Raw genomic sequence first — 14185 nt, 5'->3', positions numbered from 1 at the left:
TGTTGCGGAGAAACGGTCGCTCTAGCCAGGCGTCCAAGGCTGGTAGTCACCGGTTGCCTTCGGCCGCCTGCCGCTGGCGAGCGTCGAGCCGGAGGGCCGGTAGGCCTTCGCCGTGCCGGTGAGATTGGGCTGGTGCGGCTTCTCCCACTCGCGCGGCTGGTAGTTGAGCTCGGTCGGCGGCACGTCGACGACGTGATGGATCCAGCCGTGCCATTCAGGCGGAATGCGGCTGGCCTCGGCATAGCCGTTATAGATCACCCAGCGCCGCTCGAAACCGAGCGTCGGGTCGATCTTGCCGCCGGCGGTGCGGTAGTAGCGGTTGCCCTGCTCGTCCTGGCCGACCAACTCCCCGAACCTCGAGGTCCAGAGTTGGGTGCCAAAGGTCTGGCCGTTCCACCAGGTGAAGAGCTTGAGAAAGAACTGTTTCATGCGGCAAGGGCCCTGCTTCGTGGGGTCCTGATGCCATCCGGACGGCCAAATGTCCAGTTCGGCGGGCGCGACCGTGCCCTGCCCCAACGGCGAGACACGGCCGAAACTGCCCCCCGATCGGACCTGGTCCATTCATGCCGGATACAGCGGCGAGATGGAAATCTGCTCCAGCAGCGCAAACCGGCGTGATCCGGGAACTGCAGCCCCTTCAAGGGATTTGCTTCCGGGAAAGGAGTTTGAACATGCACAGTCTCAAAGTTTTGAGTGCAGCCGCAGCGCTCGCGCTGGCTCTGCCCCTGGCAACGCCGAGCTTCGCCCAGAGTCGTGGCGGACTTGTCGCCGGTGGTGGCGGCGGTCACTTCGGTGGTGGTGGTGGCGGCCACTTCAGCGGAGGCGGAGCGCAGTTCGGCGGCGGCAGCTTCGGAGTCTCCCGCGGCAGTTTAACAGCCCCCAGCGCCGGCGCGACACCAACCGTTAGCGGCACCCGCAGCTTCGCGACCGCTTCATCCGGCAGCTGGAACGGCAGGAGCTGGAATGGTGGCACCTGGAACGGAGGCTGGCGCCATCATCACCATGGCGGGTTCTGGCCCGGCTTCGCGGCGGGCGCTGCGATCGGCAGTCTCGGCTCCTACGCCTATTACGGCGGTCCGTATTACGACGATTCCTACTATGACGACGGTTATTACGACGATGGTGTAGCCGTCGCCGTGGTGCCCGACGCGGGCGGCGATTGGTCGGCCTACTGCGCCCAGCGCTATCGGTCCTACGACCCGGCGTCAGGTACCTATCTCGGCTATGACGGCCTGCGCCATCCCTGCCCGTAACGCGGCCTGAAGACCGTCTTCCTGGGCGGCGCCCGGCTTGAGGGCGCCGCCCTTAATTTGGCCGCCTCGGGTTTGCTGCAAGTGCCGGCGATCGGGCCCGCGCCAACGATGGACTGGGTGATCTTCCTCGCTCCCTGCTCGTGCACGGCTTGGTGCGGCTTCGCAGGTCACGCGGATTTGCCTCAACCTGTTATTGAATTCCGAGGAAATTCGCCTGGGCCACTAGCTTGCGGCCTGCAGCTAATGTTCGGAACTCACGAGGCGCTATGCATTGCGCCGTGCATATCCCTCCTGCCCCAATCCAAAATTGACCCGGCGCACGATTCGCCTATATCACCAGACATTGTGGGGACTTCGATTTACTGGGAAATGTCATGCCGCGCATCCTCGTGGTAGACGACGATCCGATGGTCGGCGCGACTATCGAGGTCCTCCTGCAGCGTCAGGGCTTTGACGTCACGTTGACGGATGGCGGCGAGGCGGGACTGGCTGCGCTCGAAGCGCAGACGTTCGATGTGATGCTGGTTGATATCTTCATGCCGCACATGCGCGGCTTCGAATCCATCCGCATCTTTCACGAGCGCGCGCCGGCGATTCCGCTGATCGCCATGTCGGGCTACGCCTTCGCCTCGTCCGCCTCACCCTCGCCGGACTTCCTCCGCATGGCACTCGAGCTCGGTGCGATGCGCTGCCTGCGCAAGCCGTTCACGCCCGAGGCGCTGTTGACGACGATCCGGGAATGCCTCGCCGGTTCCGGCGACAGCGCAGAGAAGGACAAGAAAGAGGCCCCTTGATCCCCTCGCAGCGCGTCATTCTCGGTGCTGGACTTGCGATCCTCCTGATCATCACCGCCGCCTCGATCGGCCTCGATGTCAAGTCGCGGTCGAATACGGCCTGGGTCAATCACACGGTCGAGGTGCTGAAGCAGATCTCGGATCTGCGCGTTCTGATGCGCCGCTCCGAGAGTGCGGCACGTGGCTTCGAGCTCTATCGCAGCCCGGCCTTCACCGACGAGTTCCAGGCGGCGCGGGGCGCGCTCGCGCCCGCGCTGGCCAACCTCAAGCGGGCCGTCCGCGACAATCCCGACCAGGTCGCACTTCTGGAGGGCACCGAACCGCTGGCGCTGCGTCGGATCGAAGTCGCCGCGGAGGCGATGCGCATGCGCGCGGCGAATGACGAGGCCGGCATTGCCGCGCTCAACGGCAAAGCCGAAGGACGTGGCCTGATGGACACGGTCATGGCCAATCTCGACCGTCTGAGTGCCGGAGAAGAACGCTTGCTCAGCGCGCGTTCGCAGGATTCGCGCCGCACCGGCATCGTGCTGCTCGGCATCGACGTCGCCGGCGCCCTGGTGATCCTGCTGCTGGTCATCATGGTGATACGCGAGAGCCAGCGCACCACAGTGCAGCTTCAAAGTTCGCTCGAACAAACGCAGGCTGCCAAGGCGGCTCTCGAGGCCGCCGTGGCCGAACGTACCGAGCACCTCGTCACCGCCCATGACGAGCTGCGACTGTCGGTCAACGTGCTCCAGAGCACGTTCCGCAGCATGGCGGAGGCGGTGCTGGTAATCGACAGGGAAGGCACCGTGCTCTTGTCCAATCCGGCGGCGGAGCGCATGCTGTTGCACCGCGCCGGCATGAACCTGCGCAATCTGCGCGCGCTCTCCGACGTCTTCCACGGCGACGGCGTCACGCCGCTCAAGGCCGACGAGCTGCCATCCGTCCGCGTGCTGCGCGGCGACGAGTTCGAAGAGTTGGAGATGATCGTCCGCCCGCACAGCGGCAACAATGTGCGCCATCTGATGGTCAGCGGCCGGCCGATGCGCGACGGGCAAGGCAACATCTCTGGTGCCGTACTGGTCTATCATGATGCGACCGCCTCGCGCGAAACCGAGCGGCAGCTGCAGCAGTCGCAGAAGCTCGATGCAATCGGCAAGCTGACCGGCGGCGTCGCCCACGACTTCAACAACATGCTCACCGTGATCTCGGGCAACACCGAGACGCTGGTGGCGAGCCTGAAGGAGCAGCCCGAGCTGCAGCGCACGGCACGCCTGATCGACGATGCCGCCGAGCGCTGTGCCGAGCTGATTCAGCACCTCCTCGCCTTCGCGCGAAAACAGCCGCTGCAGCCGCACGACGTCGAGATCAACGCCGCCATCGCCGACATCGCAAAGCTCCTGCGCCCCACCCTCGGCGAGCAGATCCAGATCGAGACGGTCCTGGAACAGGGACCGATGACCGCGCATATCGATCCGTCGCGCCTCGCCAATGCCGTGCTCAACATGGCCATCAACGCCCGCGACGCCATGCCGAACGGCGGCAAGCTGCTGCTCGAAACCCACCGGATCGTGCTGGACGAGGCCTACGCACAGGCCAATGTCGACGTGCGGCCCGGTCCGTACGTGATGCTCGCCGTCAGCGATACCGGCACCGGCATGCCACAGAGCGTCCAGGAGAAGGCGTTCGAGCCGTTCTTCACCACCAAGGAGGTCGGCAAGGGATCGGGTCTCGGCCTCTCCATGGTCTATGGCTTCGTCAAGCAGTCGGGCGGCCACATCAAGATCTACAGCGAGGAAGGCCACGGCACCACGATCAAGCTCTATCTGCCGCCGGGCGAAGGCATCACGGAGGTGACGGGGTCCACGGCGATGCCCGCGGCCGGCGGCGCCGAGACCATCTTTGTCGTCGAGGACGACGAGCTGGTGCGCAACTTCGTCACCGCGCAGCTCCAGAGCCTCGGCTACAAGACGGTCGCCGCCGCCGACAGCAAGGCCGCACTGGAGTTGATCGAGGCCGGCCAGGCCTTCGACCTGCTCTTCACCGACGTCGTCATCCCCGGCGGCATGAGCGGACGCGAGCTCGCCGAGGAGATCGCCAGGCGCCGGCCGGGCATCAAGGTTCTCTACACCTCCGGCTACACCGACAACGCCATCGTCCATCACGGCAAGCTCGATGACGGCGTGGTGCTGCTGACCAAGCCCTACCGCCGCAACCAGCTCGCCGAGATGATCCGGAAGGCGCTGGGCGGGGGGACGGCGAGCTAGATCAGTCGCCGCGCAGTATTCACAATTGAACCCTGGATATCAATGCTGCGAGCTCGCTTTGCCGATGTGTACCGGTCTTGGCGAAGATGGCTTTGATTTGGTTTCGCACGGTTTCTCGTGAGACTTGGAGCTTGCGTGCAATCTCGTAGGGGGATGCGCCGGTTGCAACCATCACGCCCACCTTTGCTTCGGCAGGAGTCAGTGAGAACGCTTCCGAAACAACGTCCAGAGACGACCGTTGCGCCCCCTCCAAGTCTGTCAGCGTGACGATAAACTTCGCTCCGAGAAAAGGAGTGCTTGCCGCTCTATGGACCGGCAACACCTTCAACAAGATCGGTTTCTTGGTCTCACGCCTGGCAATGATCACACGCTCTGTGCGGCCTTTCACGCGGTGAAGAAGGTCGCCGTCGTTTGCGGCGTCGGACGTCATGCGATCGAGCTCTTGGCGCGCTTTTTCGTCCCGAATGACCAGGCGGGAGTTATGCACCCGAAGGTCGGAGTCGAAAACAGCATCGGCGCCCGCGTTGACTCCCAGGACGAGGCCGTTTCGATCGAGCGCCAGCGCAGGCAATTGCACCAGAAGGAGACCGTCGAGTACGCCTGTCAGCACCGATCGTCCTACGGCAGCCGACAGGTCGGCAACCTCAGTCAAAGCTTGTGCAAGCGGCGCCAGTCGAAGCATGTCGTCCCGTTCGAACGGCCCCTGGGCGGCAGTTCGTTGAAAGGCCACCAGCCAGGGCTGCCCCATGACCGGGAACCGAATCCAACCTCCCCATTTCAGCTTTCCCAGCCGAAGAAAGTCGTTGAAATACGCATCTTTGCGGAACAGCCGCTGCATCTCCTCGTAACTGAACATGTCCGAGTCACAGAAGGCGGGAGCAACGGGACGCGAAGAGGTAAAGAGACTTTGGACACGACGGACGCGTGTGTCGCGCAGGTGCCAACCTTCCTTGAAGTAGACCTTGGTCAAATCCTCCATGGAAGCCGTGTAGGGAACGTCCGAAGTTCGAACTCCGGCTTGCCTGAGGCTGGCCCCCTCAGCGCCGACGGCGCGACTCATCTCCTCAAGCAGACCTCTCCACCGACCGGGGTCGACAGCCGCTTCACCCAATTCGGCATGGATCCGCGAAATCGCAGGCAACTCGACCGCTTGATGAACCATTCAATTGCCGCGAAACCTAGCCTTCAGTCGCCAAGCTAAGCCCCTGATTTTATGAATCCGCCGAGTCGGGGCATGCCCCATTTGTGGTATGCTGGTCTGAACAGCCTTGGGGGTGGAGATGGTGACCGGAGAGGCTTTGTCGATCTGCGTAAGATTTGTGCAATTTGAGGGGACAGGAGCCCTATTCAAGGAAATGGAATTGGCTCCGGGCCCAAATCTGCCTCTGGCGAAGAATGCTGTTCGGAGCCGGCTCTCGTGAACACTGCTCCGCCGGAAGGTCGGCTGCTCACGGCGATCGGAGCCATTTACGATGCGGCGCCGGATCCGTCGCAGTGGCCGCGAGCGCTGGGTGCGATTGCGGATTGCTTCAAGGATGTCGGCGCCCTGCTGCTTTGGCGTCGGGATGACGGCTCCTTCGGTTCTCTCGTGTCAGAGAGGCTCGTCGAAGCGCAACGGGACTACGAAGAAAGCGGTTGGACGCGTCGCGATCTGGCGGCGCTCCGGGCCACTGAGCGCGGTTACTTTTTCAATGGGGAGCCCTTTACGACCCGGCATCTCGTGTCGAAGGAAGAGATCGAGGGTGACCCCTTCTTCGCACAGTTCAGGGCGCGGCACGGTCTTGGGCCATTTGGCTGCGTTGCCGTATCGCCCGACCCGCATGTTGGCGTTATCCTCAGCATGCAACGCCATGCCGATCAATACGAATATTCGGACGACGAACTCGAAACGCTCGGCAGAATAGGCCGGCACATCGAGAAGTCGCTGCGTCTGTCGATCCGATTGCTCGATGCCGAGCTTGCCAAGGTTGGTCTTGGCGAAGCGCTGGCCCGCATCGGGATCGGCGTCTTTGGCCTGGATTCACTGGGCCGAGTGGTCTTCTCCAATCCGGTCGGAGAGCGATTGGCCGGAGATCAATTGCAGCTGGTTCATGAACGATTGCGCATCGGCACCGGCGATACCCGCGAGACGATTGATCAAGCCATCGCACGCACGCTCCGCCGCGAGCCGCGTGAGCTGCTCGACGAGCCGAGGCCAATCTTCGTTCACTCCAGCGGGGCCGAACGCAGGTTGGTAGTTTATCTGCTGCCGGTTGCGCTACGGACCAGCCTGGCCGAACAGTTTCTCACCCACACGCGCGCAATCGTACTTGCGATCGAACAAAAGCTTGATGAGCCCGCCGATCCAGCCGTTGTCCGCGACGTGCTTGGGCTGACGCTAGGGGAAGCGCGGATCGCGGCCATGGTAGGATCGGGTCTTCCGCCCAAAGAAGCCGCTGACCGGCTTGGCATCGCGGAGGAAACGGCTCGTACTGTGCTCAAGCGCGTGTTCCTAAAAGTAGGTGTGTCCCGCCAAAGCGAATTGGCCACCTTGTTGGCGAAGCTGGTACTACGCTGATCATCGGCCATCGCCTCGTGGTCGCTTCCTCGCGGAACACACGATCAATTCGCAATACGACGAGGGGAATTTTAGCTAGTCTATGCGAGGCAACAACTGGCTGGCGATATAGCGCTGGCCTGCTGCATTGAGATGGACGCCGTCAGGCAGCGCCATGCCTTGCTTTCTCGCTGCCCAATAGTATGGCTTTGCGTCGATGACACGTATTTTCCGCGCGTTCAGCCTCGCAACAATCTCCCTGTAGCCAGCCATTGCCTGTTGCACGGTTCTGCCGCGGCGAATGTCGTTACCGCCAATCAGCAAAATGACGATCCGGGTGCCTTGAGGCACCGCGCTGTCGAGCCTTGCCAGGACGCCAGACGTCGTGTCTCCATAAACTCCCTGATTGCTGACGGTGTAGTTCTTCCCCTTCGCTTGCAGCATTTTTTCGAGAACCGACGGGAACGCTTCGCCGGCTGAGACGCCATAGCCTTGAACGACGCTGGCGCCGAGCGCAACGATCTGAGCATGCGAGGACGTCGCGCAAACGGCCTGAGCAACGAGAAAGACGACAGCCCAAAGGGCAGCTTTCATCCGACTTTTTTGACAATGATTCACGGCTTGCTCCAGTTCGCGGGCGGTTGACTCATTCGGTCGACGAGAAGTCTCACCGGCTTGGCCGACGCGGCATGACCCAGATGGGCTATCCGGCGACTCCGCGCCGAACTGGCCTTGCTTCCGCCTGATCGGTGGAGAGCCCCGGACGTTCAGGAAGCATTGATGCCGGCCGCCGAACTCCAGGCGCAATCGTCGTTCGTTCAGAGGCTACGCGAGTGGCCGGGAGGTTATCCCCGCGACTTCGAAACGATCGAGCTTCTCGTGAAGGGATCCAAGGTGCCGACGAGGTCGATTCGATCGTTTTCCTTCTGAAAGAACTGCGTGAGCGCGCCGTCAAGGCCGGCGGCTCGGTGCTGTCACGAACATAGGCGAGGAAAATCCGTTTCGGGTCTGGATGGAGGCAATAGCCGGTTGGAGGCTGATCCATCGGTCCGAAGCTGACGTCAAGCGAATCGTGGAAGCCGCCGGCTTCGACCTGGATCTGCTGCACCTCGGCAGGCATGAAACGGGCCTGACGCATCTGATCGAGATTGGCGGCGCGTAAGTTGAATGGCTCGGCTGTACAGGCAGGGCTGCCCGACAACGCCGCCCCACTTAGCTACCGCGTCGCCAGCACCACCGCCGCCAGCGTGAAGACCAGCGAGGCGATCTGCCCGGGCCCCAGCGGCTCGTGCAGCGCGATCGCGGACGCCACGACGCCGATGACCGGCACCGCCATGGTGCCGATCGCGGCGACCGAGGCTGGCAGGCGGGTGAGCGCGGCGAACCAGCTGACATAGGCGATGCAGAACTGGACCACGGTCGAATAAATCAGCAGCCACCAGCCGACCGGCGTCACCTTGTCCAGATGCGAGGTCTCGACGAGCAGGCCCACGATCGAGATCGGCAGGCAGCCGATCCCGATCTGCCAGGCCGCGGCCGTGATCGGCGGCAGATGGATCGGGTATTTCTTCGAGAACACCGTGCCGACGGCAAAGCCGAGCGCGCCGCACAGCGCCATGATGATCCCTGGCAGCTTCTCGGCGCTGGCGGCGATGCCGTTGCCGCCCATGATCGAGGCGAGACCGGCAAAGGCCATCACCAGACCCAGCGTGCGCAGCAGCGTCGGCCGTTCGCCGAGCACGGGCCAGGCGATCAGCGAGGCCCAGACCGGCATGGTGTAGGCGATCAGCGCCGCCTCGCTCGCCGGCAGCCAGAGCAGCGCCAGCCCCATCAGCACCATCCAGCCGGTGACGTTAAGGATGGCGGCCGTCATCAGCCGCGGCCAGATCGCGGAGGCGACCTTCAGGCTGTCGCCGCGCAGCAGCGCCAGCGCGGCAAGCAGAATCGCCCCGAACACGCCGGTGACGCCGCGCAAGGTGAGCGGCGGCAACTCGCCGATCAGAAATTTGGTGACCGGCCAATTGAAGCCCCAGCCGATCGAAGTGATCGCGAGGAACATCAGGCCGGCCGGGGCGATGCGCGGGCGCTGCACCGGCCTGGTCGAATCAAGCATGTGGGGTATCCGGCAAAATCGAACTCAGCTTGGCGCGGATTCGCTTGGCGGACTACCACCTCGGCGGGCATGCCTGCCCTCCCTTCCGTACCATTACGTGAGTCTGGCTGACGCAATCCCATCGCCCAAAAATATACCTGCCCTGTGAACAGCGGGATGAAGGGTCCCGATCACCACGGGATGCAAATTTTTTCGATTGGGAATCCCTGAGGACTCACTGATACTTGCCTCCACAACAGGTGCAGGCTTGCCCCCTGTTATCCCCCGCAATCCACCATATTTAGTACTTGATTCAGGAACTCGCACTAGTTCTTGACGGGCGCTTTGGAGAGTCCTAGCTTTCGGTCCGTTCGGCGCGAGTGAGTTTGCGTCCCGCCGGCACTCCCCAAAGGGTCTCGCAAATCTTAGCTCCGCCCACCGGTCAAAGGTAGCGGAATAAGGGCTTGTCTGCCCGCGATAAGCGGACTTTTCGGGCGCCAGAACGGGCCGGCAACAGGCTCGGATGGCATCGGTAGACGTTGTGACAGTGGGGCGTTGAACGCATGTCGGGCTCATCCCCTTGGGGGCGGATATCCTGGACATGCCGGCGGGTGATCGGTGCGCGCATCGATGAATCGCGTCGGGAGAAACTGGGCCGGATCCACCGGCTGAACTGCGGTGCCCAAGGGCCTGATAGGCCCTGAAGGAAACGCGAAATGAAATGACGACCCGGATGCCTGAACGGAGGCAGTCCGGTCAAAGATAAGGACGGGGCAAAACGATGCGGATTGAGCGGCGCCACACCACGGTAGGACAGTCACCTTATGCGGGAATCGAATTCCGCCTGACCACGTCGGAGATCAGGAATCCCGACGGCTCGGTCGTGTTCAAAATGGACGGCGTCGAGGTCCCGGCCGAATGGTCGCAGGTCGCCTCCGACGTGCTGGCCCAGAAGTATTTCCGCAAAGCCGGCGTTGCCGCGCGCCTGAAGAAGGTCGAGGAGGAATCCGTCCCCTCCTTCCTGTGGCGCTCCGTGCCCGACACCGACGCACTCGCCGCGCTCCCTGAGAAGGAGCGCTATGTCAGCGAGCTGTCCTCCAAGCAGGTGTTCGACCGCCTCGCCGGCTGCTGGACCTATTGGGGCTGGAAGGGTGGCTATTTCTCGTCGGACGAAGACGCCCAGGCGTTCTACGACGAGCTCCGCTACATGCTCGCCATGCAGATGGTCGCGCCGAACTCGCCGCAATGGTTCAACACCGGCCTGCACTGGGCCTATGGCATCGACGGCCCCGGCCAGGGCCACTATTACGTCGACCCCTTCACCGGCAAGCTGACCAAGTCCAAATCGGCCTACGAGCATCCGCAGCCGCACGCCTGCTTCATCCAGGGCGTCGGTGACGACCTCGTCAACGAGGGCGGCATCATGGACCTCTGGGTCCGCGAAGCCCGCCTGTTCAAATACGGCTCCGGCACCGGCTCGAACTTCTCGCGCCTGCGTGGCGAAGGCGAAAAGCTGTCCGGCGGCGGCCGCTCGTCCGGCCTGATGAGCTTCCTCAAGATCGGCGACCGCGCTGCGGGCGCCATCAAGAGCGGCGGCACCACCCGCCGCGCCGCCAAGATGGTCGTCGTCGACGTCGATCACCCCGATATCGAGACCTATATCGACTGGAAGGTGAAGGAGGAGCAGAAGGTCGCGGCCCTCGTCACGGGATCCAAGATCAACCAGAAGCACCTCAAGGCGGTGCTGAAGGCCTGCGTCAACTGCGAAGGCTCGGGCGACGACTGCTTCGATCCCGAGAAGAACCCTGCCCTGCGCCGCGAGATCAAGCTCGCCCGCCGCAGCCTCGTGCCTGACAATTACATCAAGCGCGTCATCCAGTTCGCCAAGCAGGGCTACAAGGACATCCAGTTCGACACCTACGACACCGACTGGGACAGCGAAGCCTATCTCACCGTTTCGGGGCAGAACTCCAACAACTCGGTCTCGCTGAAGGACGACTTCCTCCGCGCCGTGGAGACCGACGGCGACTGGAATCTCAATGCCCGCACCTCCAAGAAGGTGACGAAGACGCTGAAGGCCCGCGACCTCTGGGAAAAGATCGGCTACGCCGCCTGGGCGTCGGCCGACCCGGGCCTGCACTTCAACACCACCATGAACGACTGGCACACCTGCAAGGCCTCAGGCGACATCCGCGCGTCCAACCCGTGCTCGGAATACATGTTCCTGGACGACACGGCGTGCAACCTCGCCTCCGCGAACCTGCTGACGTTCTACAGCACCGAGACCAAGCAGTTCGACGTGAAGGGCTACGAGCACCTCTGCCAGCTCTGGACCATTGTGCTCGAAATCTCCGTCATGATGGCGCAGTTCCCCTCGCGCGCGATCGCCGAGCTCTCCTACGAGTTCCGCACGCTTGGCCTGGGCTACGCCAATATCGGCGGCCTCCTGATGACCATGGGCCTGTCCTATGACAGCAAGGAAGGCCGCGCGCTCTGCGGCGCGCTGACCGCCGTGATGACCGGCATCACCTACAAGACCTCGGCCGAGATCGCGGCCGAGCTCGGCACCTTCCCGGGCTACAAGAAGAACGCCGCGCACATGCTGCGCGTCATCCGCAACCACCGCCGCGCCGCCCATGGCGAGTCCTCCGGCTATGAGGCGCTCAGCGTCAACCCGGTGCCGCTCGACCACGCCTCGTGCCCGCAACAGGACCTCATCACCCATGCCAAGGCGGCCTGGGATGCGGCGCTCGAGCTCGGCGAGGTCCATGGCTATCGCAACGCCCAGACCACGGTGATCGCGCCGACTGGCACGATCGGCCTGGTCATGGATTGCGACACCACCGGCATCGAGCCCGACTTCGCGCTGGTGAAGTTCAAGAAGCTCGCCGGCGGCGGCTACTTCAAGATCATCAACCGTGCGGTGCCCGCAGCGCTGCGCGCGCTCGGCTATCGCGAGAGCGAGATCGCGGAGATCGAAGCCTACGCCGTCGGCCACGGCTCGCTGGCGAACGCCCCCGGCATCAACGTCACCACGCTGAAGGCCAAGGGCTTCACCGACGAAGCCATCGCCAAGGTCGAAAAGGCCCTGCCGACCGCCTTCGACATCAAGTTCGCCTTCAACAAATGGACCTTTGGCGAGGATTTCATCCGCGACCAGCTCGGCATCGGCGCTGAAGCCATTGCAGCTCCGGGCTTCGACCTGCTCCAGGCCGTCGGCTTCACCAAGCGCGAGATCGAGGCGGCCAACGTCCACATCTGCGGCGCGATGACGGTGGAAGGTGCCCCGCACCTCAAGGCCGAGCACTACTCCGTGTTCGACTGCGCCAATCCATGCGGCAAGATCGGCAAGCGCTATCTGTCGGTCGAGAGCCACATCCGCATGATGGCGGCGGCGCAACCCTTCATCTCGGGCGCGATCTCCAAGACCATCAACATGCCGAACGACGCAACTGTGGAGGACTGCAAGTCCGCCTACATGCTGTCGTGGAAGCTGGCGCTCAAGGCCAACGCGCTCTATCGCGACGGCTCCAAGCTCAGCCAGCCGCTCAACTCGCAGCTCATCAGCGATGATGAGGACGAGGACGATGCGGTCGAGACCCTCTACGAGAAGCCGATGGCCGCGCGCGCGACCCAGGTCTCGGAGAAGATCGTCGAGAAGCTGGTCGAGCGCATCATCGTGATGCGCGAGCGCGAGAAGATGCCGGACCGACGCAAGGGCTACACCCAGAAGGCGGTCGTCGGCGGCCACAAGGTCTATCTCCGAACCGGCGAATACGACGACGGCCGTCTCGGCGAGATCTTCATCGACATGCACAAGGAAGGTGCGGCGCTGCGCTCCTTCATCAACAACTTCGCCATCGCGGTGTCGCTCGGCCTGCAATACGGCGTGCCGCTGGACGAATATGTCGACGCCTTCACCTTCACCCGCTTCGAGCCGGCGGGCCCCGTGCAGGGCAACGACAGCATCAAGTACGCGACCTCGATCCTCGACTACGTCTTCCGCGAGCTGGCGGTGAGCTACCTCTCTCGCTTCGACCTCGCCCATGTCGATCCCAACGAGACGGGCTTTGACGCGCTCGGCAAGGGTGTCGAGGAAGGCAAGGAGCCGGACGACGAGCCGAGCCACCACGCGACCAAGCTGGTCTCGCGCGGCCTCACCCGCTCGCGCACCGACAACCTCGTCGTGATGCGCGGCGGCACGACTGCGGTCGCGCAAGGCAACGACAGCGCGCCCTCCGGCGGCAGCAAGGTCACCGCGCTGGCTTCGCACGGCACGTCAGCCCGCGTCGGCGACACCCTCGAAGGCGCCGTCGCCCTGAAGCAGGAAGTGAGCCACGACCTCTCTCCCACGGAGAAGCTCGAGGCCCTGCAGTGGAGCAAGGCCGGCAGCGCCGCGACCGCCGCTCCCAGCAAGGCCGAGCGCCGCGCGGAAGCCAAGGCCAAGGGCTACGAGGGCGAGATGTGCAGCGAGTGCGGCAACTTCACGCTGGTGCGGAATGGCACCTGCATGAAGTGCGATACGTGCGGCAGCACGACGGGGTGTTCGTGAGGAACCAGTGACTGCAGGCAGCAGTACCGAGAAAGGTCTTCAGTATCTTTGCCGGCACCTAGTTGGGCTTTGCGTAACTTATCGGCACGCAACGCCCAACGAAGCTGACTTGCAATCCAGGTTCGCAACTTGCTCGGGCACCCTCATAGTCATTGAGGGTGCCCTTTACTTTTTGACTGCGGGGCACGTCCTGAAGAGTTTGAAAGAGCTTCGAGACTCAAGGGACATAACCATTGAAGGGGCCTCACTGGCCGACGTATTTGGACACCAACGCATTAGTGACACGCCAATCCCATTCGACTTCAAGAACGCACAACTTTGCTTCGTAGACGACGATGAACTGGGTTTGGACTTCGGCATTGTTCCTATTGGGGCCCATCACGCGAGACTGCTCGCTAAGAACGGGGTCGTCGCACTTTCTGAGGAAAATTGGGCTAGCAGCACGGCGTCGAGTTCGACGGTTACGCGATGCTCGGATTTCCGGCCGAACGGGTTTCGGAGCGAATCTCAGAAGAATCCACGGTACGAATCGAAGCTACCCTTATTCCCGTTCAAGCACCTCAATTCTCAGTAGACCAGAAAACGACCTATCCTCGCTTCATCGGACGAGTAAGCCACAGGCTCCCCCTCAAGAGCCTAGCCCGTAGGATGGGTTGAGCCGTTGCGAAACCCATCGGCCGTACGTCCGAGGAGAGATGATGGGTTTCGC

9 protein-coding genes are annotated in these 14185 nt (G+C 63.0%); 5 read left to right on the top strand and 4 right to left on the bottom strand.

Going from position 1 to position 14185, the window contains the following annotated elements; genetic code table 11:
* Positions 1-21 precede the first annotated feature (21 nt).
* Positions 22-429, bottom strand: coding sequence for an NADH:ubiquinone oxidoreductase subunit NDUFA12 (locus tag XH88_RS05045; protein ID WP_271614291.1), 408 nt, complete (start codon positions 427-429; stop codon positions 22-24).
* A 242-nt stretch (positions 430-671) separates the two neighbouring features.
* Between XH88_RS05045 and XH88_RS05040 the strand changes: the two genes are divergently transcribed.
* The 3 genes from XH88_RS05040 (at position 672) to XH88_RS05030 (ending at position 4296) form a co-directional block, all read left to right on the top strand.
* The gene (locus tag XH88_RS05040) at positions 672-1253 is read left to right on the top strand and encodes a BA14K family protein (RefSeq protein ID WP_271614290.1); all 582 of its coding nucleotides are present in this window, start codon (positions 672-674) and stop codon (positions 1251-1253) included.
* Positions 1254-1627: 374 nt separating this feature from the next.
* Positions 1628-2047, top strand: a complete 420-nt coding sequence (locus XH88_RS05035; RefSeq protein WP_271614289.1) for a response regulator — start codon at positions 1628-1630, stop codon at positions 2045-2047.
* Positions 2044-4296: a CHASE3 domain-containing protein gene (locus XH88_RS05030; RefSeq protein WP_271614288.1), complete on the top strand. Its 2253-nt coding sequence runs from the start codon at positions 2044-2046 to the stop codon at positions 4294-4296. Before XH88_RS05035 ends, XH88_RS05030 begins: the two co-directional genes overlap by 4 nt.
* Positions 4297-4315: 19 nt before the next feature.
* On the opposite strand, the gene XH88_RS05025 is transcribed toward XH88_RS05030, so the two are convergent.
* Entirely contained in the window at positions 4316-5275 is a 960-nt protein-coding gene (locus XH88_RS05025) for a helix-turn-helix transcriptional regulator (RefSeq protein ID WP_271614287.1), read from the bottom strand.
* A gap of 438 nt (positions 5276-5713) precedes the next feature.
* Between XH88_RS05025 and XH88_RS05020 the strand changes: the two genes are divergently transcribed.
* Positions 5714-6853 (top strand): helix-turn-helix transcriptional regulator, encoded by a 1140-nt coding sequence (locus XH88_RS05020; protein WP_271614286.1) that lies wholly within the window; start codon positions 5714-5716, stop codon positions 6851-6853.
* Positions 6854-6928: 75 nt separating this feature from the next.
* On the opposite strand, the gene XH88_RS05015 is transcribed toward XH88_RS05020, so the two are convergent.
* Together XH88_RS05015 and XH88_RS05010 are read right to left on the bottom strand one after the other, a co-directional pair.
* Positions 6929-7426, bottom strand: coding sequence for a GDSL-type esterase/lipase family protein (locus tag XH88_RS05015; protein ID WP_271614285.1), 498 nt, complete (start codon positions 7424-7426; stop codon positions 6929-6931).
* Positions 7427-8048: 622 nt separating this feature from the next.
* Positions 8049-8945, bottom strand: a complete 897-nt coding sequence (locus XH88_RS05010) for a DMT family transporter (protein WP_271614284.1) — start codon at positions 8943-8945, stop codon at positions 8049-8051.
* A 760-nt stretch (positions 8946-9705) separates the two neighbouring features.
* Here XH88_RS05010 and XH88_RS05005 point away from each other — a divergent pair.
* On the top strand, positions 9706-13476 hold the full coding sequence (locus tag XH88_RS05005; RefSeq protein WP_271614283.1) for a vitamin B12-dependent ribonucleotide reductase: 3771 nt from the start codon (positions 9706-9708) through the stop codon (positions 13474-13476).
* Positions 13477-14185 lie beyond the last annotated feature (709 nt).

It is taken from the genome of Bradyrhizobium sp. CCBAU 51627, assembly GCF_028128765.1.
GTDB lineage: Bacteria > Pseudomonadota > Alphaproteobacteria > Rhizobiales > Xanthobacteraceae > Bradyrhizobium.
Note: the sequence above shows the minus strand (reverse complement) of the source record. Positions and strands in the feature narration are given on the sequence as shown.